The organism is Nonomuraea sp. NPDC050227, from assembly GCF_044459705.1.
GTDB lineage: Bacteria > Actinomycetota > Actinomycetes > Streptosporangiales > Streptosporangiaceae > Nonomuraea.
In genome coordinates, this window is record NZ_JBITJF010000016.1 from 211326 (window position 1) to 227736 (window position 16411).

A 16411-nucleotide genomic window follows, 5' to 3' on the forward strand; every position below is an offset into this window, starting at 1 on the left:
AGCGTAGCTCCGTGTGAATGCCCATGTGGCGACACATTCCCCGGATGATCCGCCTTCGATACTGGAGAGATGACCATGTCACCAAAGATCGCCGGTTTCCTCGTCATCCTCGGCGTGTTCATGATCGTCGAGTGGATCAACCTCGGGTTTAACTTGGCCGACGGACATCCCACCGGCTTCTACGTCGTGCACGGGATCCTGATCGGGGTCAACGTGATCCTCGGTGCGGTGCTGGCCGTGATCGGGTGGCGCGGACTGCGGGAGGCGGGGATCAGGCGTCGCAGAGAAGGCGGCGGGTGAGCGCGTGCAGCTCGTCGGCCTCCTCGCGCGAGTCGCCGATGGAGGTGAAGCCCAGCTTGCCGTACTCGGGGATGGCGCCGAGCAGGTGGAAGACGTTGCCCGTGCGCCGGTCGGCGTCGAAGCCGATCCCGAGCCGCCGGGCGGTGCGCATGACCTCGCCCGGCGTGCGGCCGCGCAGGCAGGAGGAGGAGCAGTTGTCGGTCGCGGTGTAGTACTTCGGCTGGTCCCCGGCCATCAGGAGGCCGGTGGCCGGGTCGTACCTGGCCCCGGTCGTCAGCACCACCGCGCCGTACGGGTGCGTCGTGCCGCCGATCCGCAGGTTGATCTCGCACAGCAGCGCGGCGTACCCGGCGTCGGCCTTGAGGGCGAAGAAGTCCATGCCGAACAGGCCCACCACGCCCCGCTCGGCCAGGATGGCGGCGATGCGCTCGGCCGACTCGCCCACCTCGTGCCGGTACTCGGGGGCGGCGGGGAACGTGCAGCCCTGGTAGACGTCGTTGTTGGGGCCGCCGAGCACCTGGTCGTGCGTGGCCAGCACGGCCGCGTGCCCGCCGGGCGTGATTCGGGCCAGGGCGCTCGGGTAGTAGAGCGGGCGATGTTCGATGAACTCCTCCACCACCGCGCCGCGTTCCCTGATCTTCGTCGTGAAGCTCGTCCAGGTCTCCCCGGCCGCCGAAAATCGGGTCAGCGAGCGGTCGGCCTTGTCGACGATGGCGTTGCCGAGGCCCGAGTAGCCGTCGTTGAGCTTGACGATCACCCGTTCGCCGGGGAGCGAGTCGATGGCCTCGTCGATCGCGATGATGCTGTGCACGTCGCCGAAACCGCGCGCCATGGGCACGCCGGCCTCGTGCCCGACCTCACGGGCGCCGCTCTTGGAGCCGTAGTAGGCCAGCGCGGTGGCGGGGCCGTAGATGGGGACGTTGAGTGACGCGGCCAGCTCCTCCTCGGTCTCGCTGAGGACGAACGGCACCAGCCAGGTGTCGGCGTCGATCGCCGACCGTAACCGGTCGAGGACGTCGGGTCGGCGCAGCAGCGTCCGGGTGAGGGGTTGCGACCAGGGCTCGTCGAGACTGATGAGCTCCAGGCGCTTGGCGGCGTCGTCCGGGTCGGGCAGGAAGCCGAGGTAGTAGTCGATGATGTCGGGATCGATCGGCGCGGAGGAGAGGTAGATCACCTTGACCCCGGGTTCCCGGAGCGTCAGGAGGAGGAAGAGCAGGCGCTCCTCGTACGACCGGGCTGCCGTGATGCGGCGCAGCTCGTCCTGCGGCAGGGAGAGCGAGGGTACGACCACCAGGGTCCCCTCGCTCGGCTCGAAGATGCTCAACCCGGCATACTTCTCCCCGAACGGGATATTAGTGATCATATAGCGAGTGAAACACGCATTCTTCACAAATGCAGCAAGCGCCAAAGTGTCATGACCATGACAGAAGGTGACAGGATTCGAAATCGGTGAGCACGTTTGGAAGTGGCGACATCGGGTCACCATCTAATGATCCCTTGTGACTATTTTCCGGATCAGGTAGGCATGTGCGGAACGTGACCACCTGCGGTTACGGGCATGCCGTCGGCCAACTTTTGGTGTATCTGTCGGCGCGAAGGCGCACGGGAGCGATAAAGTCAGAAGCATCGCCACCGGGCTCACGGCTTACCGCTGTGCACCCGGGCTGCTGCGACCGATGAACGCGAAGCCCGTGCTGACGATCTCGCACCGAAACCTACGGGTGTGGCTTTTGATTCGCCGAACGGCCGCCTCAACCAGGTGGCTGCCGCAGGATGGACTTTTTCGAGAGCGTTATGAGCCGACGTCCGTGCGTGGGACGCGCGGCCTCGACGGGATGGATGGTGACATATGCGGGGACGTGAGCTGCGGGGAGAGCTGGACGCGTTCCTGGCGGAGATCGAGCAGGAGCTGGTGGCGTTCCGTCGCGACCTTCACATGCATCCTGAGCTCGCCTTCGCCGAATACCGCACGACCCAGCGCATCGCCGACCGGCTGACCGCCGCGGGGCTGACGCCGTCGGTGCTGCCGCGCGGCACCGGTCTGATCTGCGACGTGGGCAGCGGCGACGGGCCGACCATCGCGCTGCGGGCCGACATCGACGCGCTGCCGCTCCAGGACGAGAAGGACGTGCCCTACCGCTCCACCGTCCCCGGCGCGTGCCACGCCTGCGGGCACGACGTGCACACCACCGTTCTGCTCGGCACCTCGCTCTTCCTGGCCCAGCAGGCCGCCGCCGGGCTGCTGCCCGGCCGGGTCCGGCTGATCTTCCAGCCCGCCGAGGAGCTGCCCGGCGGCGCCCTTGAGGTCATGGCCCACGGCGGCATCAGCGGCGTCGACCGCATCTTCGGCCTCCACTGCGACCCGCGCGTCGACGTCGGCCAGCTCGGCCTCCGGAGCGGCCCGATCACCTCGGCCTGCGACAAGATCGTGGTCAGGGTCTCCGGCCCCGGCGGCCACACCGCCCGTCCCCATCTGACGGCCGACCTGGTCTTCGCCCTGGCCAAGATCCTCACCGAGCTGCCCGCCGCGCTCTCCCGCCGGATCGACCCGCGCTCCTCGCTCAGCCTCGTCTGGGGCCGGGTCGAGGCGGGCTCGGCGGCCAACGCCATCCCCGACGACGGCATCGCCGAGGGCACGATCCGCTGCCTCGACGAGAACGCCTGGCACGCCGCCCCCGACCTGATCAAGGCCCTGCTGGAGTCCGTCGCCGGCGCGTACGGCGTCGAGGCCGTCATGGACTACACGCGCGGCGTGCCGCCGGTCGTCAACGACGAGGTCAGCGTCGAGATGCTGGCCGAGGCGGCCGAGCGGGCCCTCGGCGCGGGCGCGGTGGTGCCCACCCAGCAGTCGCTCGGCGGCGAGGACTTCGCCTGGTACCTGGAGTCGATCCCCGGGGCCTTCGCCCGGCTCGGCACGCGCTCGCCCGACGGCGTCACGTACGACATCCACCAGGGCACCTTCGACGTCGACGAGAAGGCGATCGCGATGGGCGTGCGGGTGATGGCCGCCACCGCGCTGACCGCGCTGTGGGACGTCGGCCCGATCGACTCCATCAGCAACGCCATGGCCTGAGCGCCGCTCCGACGGCCCGCCGCGTCGCGCGGCGGGCCGTCGGCATGTCAGCCGAGCCTGCCGAACACCACCGGCAGCCGCAGGGACGAGTGCCCCGGCGACACGGTGACCCGGGTGCCCGCCGGATAACGCAGGGTGTAGTCGCGGTCGGTCGAGATGATCACCAGGCCCAGCCGGTGGCCCTTCTTGAACAGGTAGTCCTTGGGCTGGAAGTCCCAGGTGAAGGTGTACTCCTTGCCGGGGCGCAGCGGCTGCGTGCGGTCGGCGCGGTGGCGGTTGCGCACGTCGAGCCACCCTCTGGAGACGATCTTGTACGCGGTCGTCGCCGTGCCGAGCCGCCTGAGCGTCGTGCAGCCCGTGTCACCCGGGACGCCCTCGCCGTAGCAGTAGGTCTGGCCGGTCGACAGCAGGGTGCCGTCCGGGCGCACGTCGGTGCCGTAGTCCACCAGCAACGCCGTCAGGTACGGCGAGGCGCCGTCCTTGAACGAGGCCCGCACCGAGACCGTCGGCGTGCCGGAGATGCGCACGTCGGCGGGCAGCTCGCCGGTCCGGTACGCCAGCCGGTTCGGGTCCGGCCCGGCCGCCTCCACCAGTTGCTCGGCCGACCGCGCGCTCTGGTCCACGAAGGACTCCGCGGGCGACAGCGGCCGGGGCAGCAGACCGAGCCGTTCGCCGGCGGCCGGGTGCAGCGCGACCGTGGTGGCCCCGGGCAGCGGCCAGGAGGCGTGCTGCTGCCACTCGCCGACGCCGATCTCCACGTCGGCCTGCGGCTCGCGCATGATGCCCGAGTCGATGCCCTGCAGCCAGTAGTCGAACCAGCCGTGCAACTGGCGCAGCCACTCGACGGTGCGCAGGTTGAAGGGGTTCATGTGGGTGCCCTGGTGCAGCCAGATCTTGCGCGGCACGTGCCGCTCGGCCAGGGCGTACCACCATTGGGCGAACTGCTTGGTCTTGACGTTCCAGTCGTTGAGCCCGTGCACGAGGAAGACGCTGGCCTTCACCTTGTCCACGTCGTTGAGGTAGTTGCGGGCGTCCCAGAGGGGGCCGTAGTCGCCGGTGATCCGGTCCTGGCTCGCGGTCAGCGCGTCCATCTTGGCGCCGCAGACCTCGAAGCCCCGGTCCCTGGTCAGCACGAACTTGGCCAGGACGTCCAGGTCCTCGCCCTGGTAGCCGCCGGGGGCCAGGACGCCGCCGTTGGCCCGGTAGTAGTCGTACCAGCTGGAGATGGCGGCGATCGGCACGATGGTCTTCAGGCCCTCGACGCCGGTCGAGGCGACGGCGTTGGGCAGGGTGCCGTTGTAGGAGACGCCGATCATGCCGACCTTGCCGGTGGACCAGCTGGCGCTGACCTCGTTGCCGTCGGCGTCGAAGCCGCGGGCGCGGCCGTTCAGCCAGTCGATGGCGGCCTTCGGGCCGGCGGTCTCGTTCCGGTCGCCGGTGGACGGGCAGCCGGTGGCCCGGGCGCTGCCGACGTTCTCGACCAGGGCGATGGCGTAGCCGCGGGGCACGAAGTAGTTGTCGTAGTAGCCGTCGAAGGGCTCGCCGGCGAGCTTGTTCGACAGGGACTTCAGGGTGGGCAGCGGGTTGCCGTTCGCGTCGACGTCCACCGGGTGGTTGGGCACGTCGTTGCCGGGGGCGTAGTAGGGGCTGGCCTCCATGATCACCGGGACCTTGAGGCCCTGGTCGGTCTCCTTGGGGCGCAGGATGTCCATGGCGACGCGGTCGGGCTGCCCGTCGTCGTCGCTGTCGGTCCCGGCCACCTCGACGAAGACCGTCTGCTTGACGGCGTCGGCGCGGGAGAAGGCGGGCTGGGTGGCGTTGTTCTCGATCTTGAGGGTGGGGGTGGCGGCCGTCGCCGGGGCGGGCCCGCCCAAGGTCACGGCGAGGATCGCGACCAGCGGTACGGCCAGTGTCTTCCAAGGCTGCATACGGGGCTCCGATACGAAATTTCCACCGTTGATCGGAATCTCTGCCATGATCGACCGCTCGGCAAGGGCCCCTCCCATACCAAACTTGGGCAAAACTTTGCGGGAGCCGTCCCAAGTGCCTGAACCCAGATTCAGGTCACGGACGCGCTTGATGTCGATAACGGAGAGGTTGCGACCCTGTGTGCCGGTTTGGTCTGCCCTGGTCAAGCAACTATCTTCCGTGCAGGTGCCGTACGTTTCTTCGCGCCTGCGATGAAGTTCGACGGCGAGGAAATGGAAGGGAGTCGCCTTGCTCGGCAAGCGATTCAGCAGGATTGCCGTCGGCTCGGTAGCCGGCGTCATGCTCATGGCAGTCGCGGCCTGTGGCGGCGAGGGCGGAGGCACCTCGGCGAGCACGCAGCCGAGCTCCGGCGCCAGCAGCGAGGCCCCCAAGGGCGGCCTGAAGGTCGGCCTGGCGTTCGACGTCGGCGGCCGTGGCGACAAGTCGTTCAACGACGCCGCCTACGCCGGCCTGGAGAAGGCCAAGACGGAGCTGAACGCCGACATCAAGGAGCTCAGCCCCGCCGCTGACGGCTCCAACCGCGGCGACCTGCTGCGCCAGCTCGCGGACGCGGGCTACAACCCCATCATCGGTGTCGGCTTCGCCTACGGCGACGACATCAAGAAGACCGCCGCCGAGTACCCCGACGTGCAGTTCGCCGTCGTCGACTCGGCCTCCAACGGCCCGAACGTGACCGGCCTGCTGTTCGCCGAGGAGCAGGGCTCCTACCTGGCGGGCGTCGCCGCGGCGACCAAGTCGGAGGCCGGCCACGTCGGCTTCGTGGGCGGCGTCGAGAACGACCTGATCAAGAAGTTCCAGGCGGGCTTCGTGATGGGCGCCAAGTCCGTCAAGTCGGACATCAAGATCGACATCAAGTACCTCACCCCCGACGGTGACTTCTCCGGCTTCAAGGCCCCCGACAAGGGCAAGGTCGCGGCCGAGAAGATGTACCAGGACGGCGCGGACATCGTCTACCACGCCGCCGGCGACTCCGGCCTCGGCGTGTTCCAGGCGGCGGCCGCGGCCAAGAAGAAGGCCATCGGCGTCGACTCCGACCAGCGTCAGACGGTCAAGGAGGCCGACCTGCAGTCGGTCATCATGACGTCGATGATCAAGCGCGTGGACGTCGGCGTGTTCGAGTTCGTCAAGGCTGTCCAGGGCGGCACCAAGGGCGGCAGCAACACCGTCTACGACCTCAAGGTCGACGGTGTGGGCCTGTCCACCACCGGTGGCGAGATCGACGACATCAAGGACAAGCTCGACGCTGCCAAGAAGGACATCGTCGACGGCAAAATCACGGTTCCGTCCAAGCCGTAATCTGGGTAGGAACGGACGACCGAGGGCCCGGAGTCCCCACTTCGGGCCTTCTGGCTATCCGCCCCGTCCGCCCCCCATGCTCTAGGAGAGGCGAAATGAGCTCGGACACCCTCGCCGCGGTGCAACCCGCCGTAGAGCTGGAGGGCATCACCAAGCGTTTCCCCGGCGTCGTCGCCAACCACGACATCCGCATCACCGTCGAACCCGGCACGGTCCACGCGATCGTCGGGGAGAACGGCGCGGGCAAGTCGACCCTGATGAAGATCCTCTACGGCATGCAGAAGCCGGACGAGGGCACGATCAGGGTCGACGGCCGGGAGGTCAGCTTCCGCACCCCCAGCGACGCCATCGACGTCGGCATCGGCATGGTCCACCAGCACTTCATGCTGGCCGACAACTTCACCGTGCTGGAGAACATCGTCCTCGGCGCCGAGCCCACCAGGGCCGGCGTGCTCGACACCGGCAGGGCGCGGGCCCGCATCGCCGAGCTGGCCAGCAGCCACGGCCTGCGCGTCGACCCCGACGCGCTGGTGGAGGACCTCGGCGTCGGCGACCGCCAGCGGGTGGAGATCCTCAAGGTCCTCTACCGCGGCGCCCGCATCCTCATCCTCGACGAGCCGACGGCGGTCCTCGTGCCGCAGGAGGTCGAGGAGCTGTTCCAGAACCTGCGCGAGCTCAAGGCCGAGGGCCTGACCGTCATCTTCATCTCGCACAAGCTCGACGAGGTGCTGAACATCGCCGACGCGATCACCGTGATCCGCCGCGGCACCACCGTCGCCAGCGTCAACCCCGCCGAGGTGACCGCCCGCCGGCTCGCCGAGCTGATGGTCGGCAGCGAGCTGCCCACGCCGGAGACCCGCGAGTCCACCGTGCGCGAGAGCGTCACGCTGAGCGTGTCGCGGCTGACGATGGAGGCCGACGGCTTCCGTCCCGTCCCCAGGGGCGCCTCCGTCGACCTGTACGTCGACAAGCTGCGCGAAGAGGGCAAGCGCCTGATCCTCGACGACGTCTCCTTCGACATCCACGCGGGCCAGATCCTGGGCATCGCCGGCGTCGAGGGCAACGGGCAGTCCGAGCTGATCGAGGCGATCATGGGCATGCGTCCCGCCCACGGCACGATCACCCTCGGCGGCGTGGACATCAGCGCCTGGTCCACGCTGAAGCGCAGGGAGGCCGGCATCGGCTACATCCCCGAGGACCGCCACCGGCAGGGCCTGCTGCTGGAGGCGTCCCTGTGGGAGAACCGGGTGCTCGGCCACCAGACCAGGCCCCCGGCGCGCAGCGGCATCTGGGTCGACCGCCGCGCCTCCAAGGCCGACACCGAGCGCATCGTCAAGGAGTACGACGTGCGCACCCCCAGCGTGGAGACCCTGGCCCTGGCCCTGTCCGGCGGCAACCAGCAGAAGCTGATCGTCGGACGCGAGATGAGCGGCGAGCCCTCGTTCCTCATCGCCGCCCACCCCACCCGCGGCGTGGACGTCGGCGCCCAGGCCGCCATCTGGGACCACCTGCGCAACGCGCGGGCCGCCGGCCTGGCCGTGCTGCTGATCTCGGCCGACCTCGACGAGCTGATCGGCCTGTCCGACACGATCAGGGTCATCCTGCGCGGCCGGCTCGTGGCCGAACTCGATCCTTCCGACGTCACGCCCGAGCGGCTTGGCGGTTACATGACCGGCGCCATCGCCGGCACTGAGGAGACGTGATGCCCGCCGGGCTCAACCGGGCGCTGCTCACCGTCGCAGGCGCCGTCGTCGCCATCATCCTGGCGATCGCGATCTCCAGCGTGGCGATCATCGCGGCGGGCGCCAGCCCGATCGACGCGTTCGCCGCCTTCTTCGACTTCGGCGAGACCGCGCGCTCGGTGTCCAACGGCATCGCGGCGTTCCTCAACCGGGCGGTGCCGCTGTTCATCGCGGGGCTGGCGGTGGCCGTCGGCTTCCGCATGAACCTGTTCAACATCGGCGTCGAGGGCCAGTACCGCATCGCGGCCATCTGCGCGGCCTACGTCGGCTCGACGTTCACCGCGCCGAAGCCGATCCAGATCCTCGTGATCATCGTGGTCGCGGCCGTCGTGGGCGGCGCGTACGCGCTGATCCCCGCGGTGATGAAGGTGACCCGCGGCGTGAACGAGGTGATCTCCACGATCATGCTCAACTACATCGCCATCGCCCTGGCCTCCTACCTGGTCCGCGGCCCGTTCGCGGGCCAGCGGGCGGCCGGCCAGCTCACCACGACCACGCCGCAGCTGCCCGAGTCGGCCATGTTCCCCAACCTGAACTTCGTCTTCGACTGGTTCGGGCTGCTGGCGCCCACCCGCGGCGGCGGCGTGTGGGGCTTCCTGCTCGTGGCCGTCGTGCTCGGCCTGGTGGTCTGGGTCGTGCTGGAGCGCACCCGCTTCGGCTTCAACGTCAAGGCCAGCGGGCTGAACGGCCCGGCCGCCTTCGCCTCGGGCGTCAACCCGAAGAAGATGGTCATCGCGGCCATGGTGCTGTCCGGCGCGATCGCGGGGCTCATCGGCCTGCCCGAGATCCTCGGCGACAAGGGCGCCTTCAACTCCAACTTCACCGCCGGCCTCGGCTTCCTCGGCATCGCGGTGGCGCTGCTGGGCAGGAACAAGCCCGTCGGCATCGCGATCGCCGCGCTGCTGTTCGCCTTCCTCGACCGGGCGCAGGGCGCGCTGCAGATCGCGGACGTGCCGTCGTCGGTCATCACGATCATCCAGGGCGTCATCGTCCTGCTGGTGGTCATCGCGAACGAGGTGACCAACCGCATCGCCATGCGGCTTGAGGAGCAGCGGGCCGCCCGGCAGCTCGACACGAACAGACCGGTTGAGGTGGCAGCATGAGCAGGGTCGGCAAATACCATCTGGCGCTGCTCGGCGTCGCCGCGCTCATCCTGCTGCTGTCGCTGGTGCGGATCATCTCCGGCCAGGACGACCTGACCTCCTCAGGCACGTTCAACGCGGCGCTGCTGCTCGCGGTGCCGATCGGCCTGGCCGGTCTCGGCGGCCTGTGGGCCGAGCGGGCCGGCGTGGTCAACATCGGCCTCGAAGGCATGATGGTGCTCGGCACCTGGTTCGCCGGCTGGGCCGGATACCAGTGGGGCGCCGTGGCCGCGCTGGTCGCCGGGCTGCTCGGCGGCGCGCTCGGCGGGCTCATCCACGCGATCGCGACCGTCACGTTCGGCGTCGACCACATCATCAGCGGCGTCGCCATCAACCTGCTCGGCCCCGGCATCACCCGCTTCCTGTCCGAGGTCCTCTACGGCGAGGGCACCTCGGCCAGCGCGAAGGGCGCCGGCATCACCACCTCGCCGGCGATCAGCTCGGGTGCGCCCGAGGTGAGCCTGCCCGTCCTGTCCGACGGCCCCGACCTGCTCGGCAAGCTGGAGAGCACCCACTGGTTCCTGCTCTCCGACCTGGCCGGCATCCTGCGCGGGCTCACCCACGACGTGAACGCGCTGATCATCCTGGCCGTGCTGCTGCTGCCGGTGACGTACCTGGTGCTCTGGCGCACGTCGTTCGGGCTGCGGCTGCGGTCGGCGGGGGAGAACCCGTGGGCGGCCGAGTCGCTGGGCGTGAACGTCTACCGGATCAAGTACCTCGCGGTCGTCGTCTCCGGCGCGTTCGCCGGGCTCGGCGGCGTGTTCCTGGTCTTCGTCTCCAACAAGTACGTCGAGGGCCAGACGCAGGGACGCGGCTTCATCGGCCTGGCCGCCATGATCTTCGGCAACTGGCGGCCCGGCGGGCTCGCGGCCGGCTCGTCCCTGTTCGGCTACGCCAGCGGCCTGCAACTGCGCAGCTCCGGCGAGGCCAACGCGGTCACCACGTTCTTCCTGTTCGGCGCGCTGCTGCTGGTGGTCTACCTCGCGCTGCAGATCCGCAGGCTGGTCGTGCCGAGCCAGCCGGCCGAGATCGTGGCCAGGGGCGTCAAGGACTACACCGTGATCGCCGCCGCGGCGGTCGGCGCGCTCCTGCTGTTCTGGCTCTGGCGGACCGTGGAGACGCTGCCGGGCGAGTTCGTCTTCATCACGCCACACGTGCTCACGCTGCTCGTGCTCCTGGTCGCCTCGCAGCGTCTGCGGATGCCCAAGGCCGACGGCGTACGCTTCCGTCGGGGGGATCAACATTGAACATCGATTGGGACGGCCTGCGCGCCGAGGCCGCCACGGCCATGCGCAACGCCTACGCGCCGTACTCCAAGTTCCCGGTGGGGGCGGCGGCGGTCGTCGACGACGGCCGGATCGTCACCGGCTGCAACGTCGAGAACGCCTCGTACGGGCTCGGCCTGTGCGCCGAGTGCGGCCTGGTGTCGGCGCTGCAGATGTCGGGCGGCGGCCGGCTGGTGGCCTTCACCTGCGTGGACGGCCACGGCGAGCTGCTCATGCCGTGCGGGCGCTGCCGTCAGCTGCTCTACGAGTTCGGCGGTGAGAACCTGCTGGTCGAGACCGTCGACGGCCCCAAGCGCATGGCGCAGATCCTGCCGTACGCGTTCGGCCCCGACGACCTCAGCAGGAGTACGTGACCATGGACGCCATCGAGGTCATCCGCGCCAAGCGCGACGGCGGCGAGCTCACCACCGCCCAGATCGACTGGGTGATCGCCGCCTACACCCGCGGTGACGTGGCCGACGAGCAGATGTCCGCCCTGGCCATGGCCATCCTGCTCAACGGCATGAACCGGCGCGAGATCGCCGACTGGACGCAGGCCATGATCCGGTCGGGCGAGCGCATGGACTGGTCGATGCTCGACCGGCCCACGGCCGACAAGCACTCCACGGGCGGCGTCGGCGACAAGATCACGCTGCCGCTGGCGCCGCTGGTGGCGGCGTGCGGGGCGTACGTGCCGCAGCTGTCCGGGCGCGGGCTCGGGCACACCGGCGGCACCCTGGACAAGCTGGAGTCCATCCCGGGCTGGCTGGCCTCGCTCTCCAACGACCAGATGCTGCACGTCCTGCGCACGGCCGGGGCGGTGGTCTGCGCGGCGGGCTCCGGGCTGGCCCCGGCCGACAAGAAGCTCTACGCGCTGCGCGACGTCACCGGCACCGTCGAGTCGATCCCGCTGATCGCGTCGTCGATCATGTCGAAGAAGATCGCCGAGGGCACCGGCTCGCTGGTGCTCGACGTGAAGGTGGGCTCCGGGGCGTTCATGAAGACGACCGAGAGCGCCCGCGAGCTGGCCGAGACCATGGTCGCGCTCGGGAGCGACGCGGGCGTGCGCACGGTCGCCCTGCTGACGGCCATGGACCGGCCGCTCGGCCGGGCGGTGGGCAACGCGCTGGAGGTCGAGGAGTCGATCGAGGTGCTGGCCGGGGGCGGGCCGTCCGACGTGGTCGAGCTGACCGTACGGCTGGCGCGCGAGATGCTGGCGGCGGCCGGGGTCTCCGGCAAGGACCCGGCCGACGCGCTGCGCGACGGCTCGGCCATGGACGCGTGGCGGCGGATGATCTCCGCCCAGGGCGGCAACCCCGACGCGGTCCTGCCGCGGGCGGCCGAGAGCATGACGGTGGCGGCGCCGTCGTCCGGCGTGCTGGCCCACCTCGACGCGTACGCCGTGGGGCTGGCCGCCTGGCGGCTCGGCGCCGGGCGGGCGCGCAAGGAGGACCCGGTGTCGTTCGGGGCCGGGATCGTGCTGCACGCCAAGCCCGGCGACCTGGTGCGCGAGGGCCAGCCGCTGCTGACGCTGCACGCGGACGAGACGGCCAGGTTCGAGCGGGCGCTGGACGCGCTGGACGGCGGCTACGAGGTCGCCGAGTCGGGGCGCGAGCTGCTGCCCCTGGTCATCGACCGCATCGGCTGACCACCGCAAGCACGCGTGCGCGGCGGCCGGACCCTCTGCCCGGGGACGGCCGCCGCCTTCAGGTGGTGACGGCGGGGACTTCGGGCACGTCGGTGAAGACGCCCGCGAGCACCGCGCGCTGCGTGGGCAGCGCCTCGGTGTACCGGGCGCGCCCCTCGTCGGTGATGCAGACGAACACGCCCCGGCGGTCGGAGTCGCACGTGCCGCGGGTGACGAACCCGCTCTTCTCCAGCCTGGCCACGACCCTGGACAGGGCGCTCTGGCTCAGGTGGACCTCTTCGCAGAGCTCCTGGATGCGCAGCTTCCTGTCGTGGTGGACGATCCGGTCGAGCACCTCGAACTCGCTGGGCCCGAGCCCGTGCCGCTCGCCCAGCTCCCGCTCCAGCGCGCACATGGCCTTCGCGTGTTTGGCCAGGACGTAATGCCAGGTCTCGACCACGAACTCCTCGTCCATGTCGCGGAGGTTACCATCTCGGGAAGTTTCATGCAACGACATTAAATGCGCTTGCATTAGATGCTGGTGCATGTATTGTTCTGACTCATGTCCTCTTCCTCATCCCGTTGGGGCGCGCTCGCCGTGCTCTGTGCAGTGATCTTCCTTGACGCCCTTGATGTCTCCATGGTCGGTGTCGCCCTGCCGGCCATCCAGCACGATCTGGGTCTCAGCACGTCTTCCCTGCAGTGGGTGGTCAGCGGCTACGTGCTCGGCTATGGCGGTCTTCTGTTGCTCGGGGGCAGGACCGCCGACCTGCTCGGGCGGCGCAGGGTGTTCCTGGTCGCTCTGGGCGTCTTCGCCGTCGCGTCGTTGCTGGGTGGTGTGGTGGACGACGGGGGCCTGCTGATCGCCGCCCGGTTCGTCAAGGGTGTGGCCGCCGCGTTCACCGCGCCCGCCGCTTTGTCGATCATCACCACCACGTTTCCTGAGGGCCCGGAGCGCAACAAGGCACTGAGCATCTTCACCGCCTGCGGCGCGAGCGGCTACTCGCTCGGCCTCGTGCTCTCCGGCCTGCTGACCGAGATCGGCTGGCGGTGGACGCTCCTCATGCCGGTGCCGGTCGCGGTCATCGCGCTGATCGCCGCGTTGAAGGTGCTGCCGAAGGGCCGGGAGGAGCGCGCCGAGGGCGGCCACGACCTCGTCGGCGCCGTGCTGATCACCGCTTCGATGCTGCTGCTGGTCTTCACCGTCGTGCAGGCTCCCGAGGCCGGTTGGGCCTCGTTCCAGACGATCGGCTCGCTGGTGGCCGTGGCGGTGCTGCTCGGCCTGTTCGTCCTCACCGAGCTGCGGATGAAGCACCCGCTGGTGCGGCTCGGCATCCTGCGCTCGGGCCACATCGTCCGGGCCAACCTGGGGCTGCTCATCCTGATGGGCTCGTACGTGGCCTTCCAGTTCGTGGCCATGCAGTACTTCCAGAACCTGCTCCACTGGTCGGCGCTCGGCACCGCCCTGGCGTTCCTGCCCGCGGGCCTGCTCGTCGCGGTCAGCTCGACCAAGATGGGCGACTTCGCCGACAGGTTCGGCACCGGCAAGCTGATCGTCATCGGCGCCGCGGCCCTGGCCGGCGGTTACGCGATCTTCCTGGGCATCGACGAGACGCCGAGCCTGGGCGGCATGGTGCTCCCCGGCATGGTCCTGCTGGGCATCGCGTTCGCTCTGTCCTTCCCCTCGCTGAACATCCAGGCCACCAACGGTGTGGACGACGACGAACAGGGCCTGGCCTCCGGGCTGCTCAACACCTCCGGCCAGGTCGGCGGCGCGATCGTGCTGGCCGTGGTGACCGCCGTGCTGACCTCGGGCGGCGAGACGCTGTCGATCGGCGCGCTGCGCTCGGCGATCGTGGTCGCGCTGGTGCTGGCCCTGGTCGGGCTGGTGATCTCGGCCACCGGGCTGCGCTCGCGCAAGGCCGCCGCGGTCGAGGCGGAGGACGTGAAGGTCTTCGAGGCCGTCTGACCTCCCTGTGATCGGGAAGAGGGTTCCGCCGGGGGGCGGGGCCCTCTTCCTCTTTTCTCCGGGGCCCTCCTCATCTCTCCGGGGCCTTCCTCATTTCTCCAGGGCGCCGAGCGGGTCGGAGTAGTCGATCCACTCCGTCGCCGAGTCGCCGAGGTCGGCGCTCTCACCGGTGCGGACGTCCACCTGGACCAGGTGGACGTCCTCCTCGTCCCACAGGCGCACGAGGACCTTGTCGCGGCTCAGCCAGCGCTCCACCCTGATCACTTCGAGGTCGTCGACGTCCAGGCGGGGGCGGGGGCCGGTGACGCGGCCGGTGCGGGCGTCCATGGTGACCAGCCGGTCGTCGGCCGTCACCAGGGCCAGGGAGCGGCCGTCGGGGGCGAGCGCGGCGCCGTGCTCGATGAGGGCGGGGTCGATCCGGAAGCCCTTCGTACGGGCGCCCGCGCCGTCCAGCCTCAGCATGCTGACGGAGGCGTGGCCGGGGACGGCGGTGGTGTCCCGGCGTTCGGCGACCACCCGCGTGCCGTCGTCGTGGACGGCCAGGATCTCGACGTCCGCGCCGCGGACCGTGCGGGTCGTGCCCGTGCGGAAGTCGAGCACCGCGCTGTCGTCCGCGTCGCCGAAGGACAGCGCGAAGTAGCGGCCGTCCGGGGACGAGCTGATGTGCGCCTCGCCGTCCCCCGCCGTGGCGTCGATGCGCTTGACCACGCCCGTGGGCAGGTCGTGGACCAGGTAGCGGCCCTGCGGGTTCTGGTAGAGGAGCCGGTGGCCGTCCTGGCTGAGGGCCAGCGGCATGTACTCGCCGGTGGCGGGGTCGTAGCCGGCCCGCGCGTCCGGCAGCCGCCACTCCGCGCCCGAGCGGGTCGTGAGCACCCACTGGCCACAGGGTTGCGGGTCGCGGGCGTCGGCGTCGGCGTCGCGGCAGTAGCCCGGGTAGGCGAAGCGGACCGGGTCGGGGAGCGCGGCGGGCAGCGGGTCGCGGATCTCCTGGGCGGGGGCCCGCGTCCCGGGGGTGAAGGGGGAGCGGTCCGTCGCCTCGTCCATGCGGGCGGCCAGCGCGGACAGCCCCGCGGCGGTCGCCGCGACCATCGCGGCGACCAGGCCGAGGGAGGCGAACGTCCACACCGACGCCCGGACCCTGCGCCGCGCCGTGACCCGGCGCAGCACGGTCTCGGCAAGTTCGGCGAGGCCGGCGCGCGGCATCCCGGCGGCCAGGCCGAGCAGGGCGGCCCGCAGGGCCGGATCCCCGGGCGCGGCGTCGTGGAGGCCCGCCGCCGGGGCGGCGAGCTCGGGAGCGGGGCCGAGCGTCCAGGGGGAGGCAGGTTCGGGAGCGGGGGCGAGCGTCCAGGGGGAGGCAGGTTCGGGAGCGGGGGCGAGCGTCCAGGGGGAGGCGGACGTCGCGCCGTTCCGCGACCGGTCACCCTGGCGACCCCCGGCCGGGTCCGCGGGGTCCTCGGGCGGGTCCGCGTGGTCCTCGGGCGGGTTCGCGGGGGCCTTGGTCAGGTCTGCGGGGTTTTCGAACAGGGTTGGGTGGGTGGCGCGGAGCTGGGTGCGGGCTCGTCGCAGTTCGTCGTCCAGCGCGCCGATCCACAGGCCCGTGACCTGGGCCGCGTGCGGCAGGCTCAGCCCGTCGTGGAAGGTGACGACGACGGCCGCGCGGGTCCTCGGGGCGAGCCCGGCGAGCAGGTGGCCCTCCGGGACCGGCCAGGGCGCGCCCGTCGCGCCCAGGAACCGTCCGTACAGCTCGCGCAGCACCGCGTCGGCCGGGCGGTGGTAGCGGATCGCGGACCACCGGCGGCAGGACGCGACGAGGGACGCGGTGGCCAGCTCGCGGGCCTTGTCCGCGTCGCCCGTCAGCAGGTAGGCCGTGCGAGCGAAAGAGGGCCCATAAGACGCCAGAAAAGCCGATAAATCGTGGGATTTGCTCACTTGTATGACTCCTTGGAGGTTGATCAGCGTAGAGGCAGTCCCGGCTCCGCGGAAGTGCCCGGGAAACCCGGGCCGATCC

At 70.4% G+C, this 16411-nt stretch carries 13 protein-coding genes; 9 read left to right on the forward strand and 4 right to left on the reverse strand.

Features of this window, described 5'->3' with window-relative positions:
* Positions 1 to 69 precede the first annotated feature (69 nt).
* A complete protein-coding gene (locus ACIBK9_RS45590) occupies positions 70 to 300 on the forward strand; it encodes an SCO4848 family membrane protein (protein WP_352326812.1) in 231 nt (76 codons plus the stop codon).
* Here ACIBK9_RS45590 and ACIBK9_RS45595 read toward each other — a convergent pair.
* Positions 272 to 1663 carry a peptide ligase PGM1-related protein gene (locus ACIBK9_RS45595; RefSeq protein ID WP_364338258.1) on the reverse strand — a complete coding sequence of 464 codons (1392 nt, stop codon included), beginning with the start codon at positions 1661 to 1663 and terminating at the stop codon, positions 272 to 274. The genes ACIBK9_RS45590 and ACIBK9_RS45595 overlap by 29 nt on opposite strands.
* 486 nt (positions 1664 to 2149) lie before the next feature.
* Here ACIBK9_RS45595 and ACIBK9_RS45600 point away from each other — a divergent pair, with 486 nt between their 5' ends.
* Complete coding sequence (locus ACIBK9_RS45600; protein WP_364389280.1) at positions 2150 to 3373, forward strand: M20 family metallopeptidase; 1224 nt, start codon at positions 2150 to 2152, stop codon at positions 3371 to 3373.
* 47 nt (positions 3374 to 3420) lie between these two features.
* Here ACIBK9_RS45600 and ACIBK9_RS45605 read toward each other — a convergent pair whose 3' ends face one another.
* Positions 3421 to 5301: a Xaa-Pro dipeptidyl-peptidase gene (locus ACIBK9_RS45605; protein ID WP_397165256.1), complete on the reverse strand. Its 1881-nt coding sequence runs from the start codon at positions 5299 to 5301 to the stop codon at positions 3421 to 3423.
* 289 nt (positions 5302 to 5590) lie between these two features.
* On the opposite strand from ACIBK9_RS45605, the gene ACIBK9_RS45610 reads away from it, so the two are divergent.
* The 6 genes from ACIBK9_RS45610 to ACIBK9_RS45635 all read left to right on the forward strand — a co-directional run bounded on the left by ACIBK9_RS45610 (position 5591) and on the right by ACIBK9_RS45635 (position 12455).
* The gene (locus tag ACIBK9_RS45610; protein ID WP_397165258.1) at positions 5591 to 6658 is read left to right on the forward strand and encodes a BMP family protein; all 1068 of its coding nucleotides are present in this window, start codon (positions 5591 to 5593) and stop codon (positions 6656 to 6658) included.
* Between the two features lie 95 nt (positions 6659 to 6753).
* Positions 6754 to 8361 (forward strand): ABC transporter ATP-binding protein, encoded by a 1608-nt coding sequence (locus tag ACIBK9_RS45615; RefSeq protein ID WP_397165259.1) that lies wholly within the window; start codon positions 6754 to 6756, stop codon positions 8359 to 8361.
* Positions 8361 to 9503 (forward strand): ABC transporter permease, encoded by a 1143-nt coding sequence (locus tag ACIBK9_RS45620; protein WP_352362017.1) that lies wholly within the window; start codon positions 8361 to 8363, stop codon positions 9501 to 9503. The genes ACIBK9_RS45615 and ACIBK9_RS45620 overlap by 1 nt, the downstream gene beginning before the upstream one ends.
* On the forward strand, positions 9500 to 10789 hold the full coding sequence (locus ACIBK9_RS45625) for an ABC transporter permease (RefSeq protein ID WP_358282385.1): 1290 nt from the start codon (positions 9500 to 9502) through the stop codon (positions 10787 to 10789). The genes ACIBK9_RS45620 and ACIBK9_RS45625 overlap by 4 nt, the downstream gene beginning before the upstream one ends.
* Positions 10786 to 11181 carry a cytidine deaminase gene (locus tag ACIBK9_RS45630; protein WP_387669077.1) on the forward strand — a complete coding sequence of 132 codons (396 nt, stop codon included), beginning with the start codon at positions 10786 to 10788 and terminating at the stop codon, positions 11179 to 11181. The genes ACIBK9_RS45625 and ACIBK9_RS45630 overlap by 4 nt, the downstream gene beginning before the upstream one ends.
* Positions 11182 to 11183: 2 nt before the next feature.
* A complete protein-coding gene (locus ACIBK9_RS45635) occupies positions 11184 to 12455 on the forward strand; it encodes a thymidine phosphorylase (protein ID WP_364338263.1) in 1272 nt (423 codons plus the stop codon).
* Between the two features lie 58 nt (positions 12456 to 12513).
* Here the strand turns inward: ACIBK9_RS45635 and ACIBK9_RS45640 are convergent, their stop codons facing one another.
* Positions 12514 to 12909, reverse strand: coding sequence for a MarR family transcriptional regulator (locus tag ACIBK9_RS45640; RefSeq protein WP_358282389.1), 396 nt, complete (start codon positions 12907 to 12909; stop codon positions 12514 to 12516).
* An 87-nt stretch (positions 12910 to 12996) separates the two neighbouring features.
* Here ACIBK9_RS45640 and ACIBK9_RS45645 point away from each other — a divergent pair, with 87 nt between their 5' ends.
* On the forward strand, positions 12997 to 14403 hold the full coding sequence (locus ACIBK9_RS45645; RefSeq protein ID WP_387669075.1) for an MFS transporter: 1407 nt from the start codon (positions 12997 to 12999) through the stop codon (positions 14401 to 14403).
* A gap of 90 nt (positions 14404 to 14493) precedes the next feature.
* Here the strand turns inward: ACIBK9_RS45645 and ACIBK9_RS45650 are convergent, their stop codons facing one another.
* Positions 14494 to 16332: a hypothetical protein gene (locus tag ACIBK9_RS45650; RefSeq protein ID WP_397165261.1), complete on the reverse strand. Its 1839-nt coding sequence runs from the start codon at positions 16330 to 16332 to the stop codon at positions 14494 to 14496.
* Between the last annotated feature and the right edge of the window lie 79 nt (positions 16333 to 16411).

Excerpts from the sequence above, each read along its gene's own strand:
- ACIBK9_RS45605 (WP_397165256.1), bottom strand. The coding sequence starts at position 5,301 with ATGCAGCCTTGGAAGACACTGGCCGTACCGCTGGTCGCGATCCTCGCC.
- ACIBK9_RS45625 (WP_358282385.1), top strand. The coding sequence starts at position 9,500 with ATGAGCAGGGTCGGCAAATACCATCTGGCGCTGCTCGGCGTCGCCGCG.
- ACIBK9_RS45615 (WP_397165259.1), top strand. The coding sequence starts at position 6,754 with ATGAGCTCGGACACCCTCGCCGCGGTGCAACCCGCCGTAGAGCTGGAG.
- ACIBK9_RS45645 (WP_387669075.1), top strand. The coding sequence starts at position 12,997 with ATGTCCTCTTCCTCATCCCGTTGGGGCGCGCTCGCCGTGCTCTGTGCA.
- ACIBK9_RS45640 (WP_358282389.1), bottom strand. The coding sequence starts at position 12,909 with ATGGACGAGGAGTTCGTGGTCGAGACCTGGCATTACGTCCTGGCCAAA.
- ACIBK9_RS45620 (WP_352362017.1), top strand. The coding sequence starts at position 8,361 with ATGCCCGCCGGGCTCAACCGGGCGCTGCTCACCGTCGCAGGCGCCGTC.
- ACIBK9_RS45590 (WP_352326812.1), top strand. The coding sequence starts at position 70 with ATGACCATGTCACCAAAGATCGCCGGTTTCCTCGTCATCCTCGGCGTG.
- ACIBK9_RS45600 (WP_364389280.1), top strand. The coding sequence starts at position 2,150 with ATGCGGGGACGTGAGCTGCGGGGAGAGCTGGACGCGTTCCTGGCGGAG.
- ACIBK9_RS45595 (WP_364338258.1), bottom strand. The coding sequence starts at position 1,663 with ATGATCACTAATATCCCGTTCGGGGAGAAGTATGCCGGGTTGAGCATC.
- ACIBK9_RS45635 (WP_364338263.1), top strand. The coding sequence starts at position 11,184 with ATGGACGCCATCGAGGTCATCCGCGCCAAGCGCGACGGCGGCGAGCTC.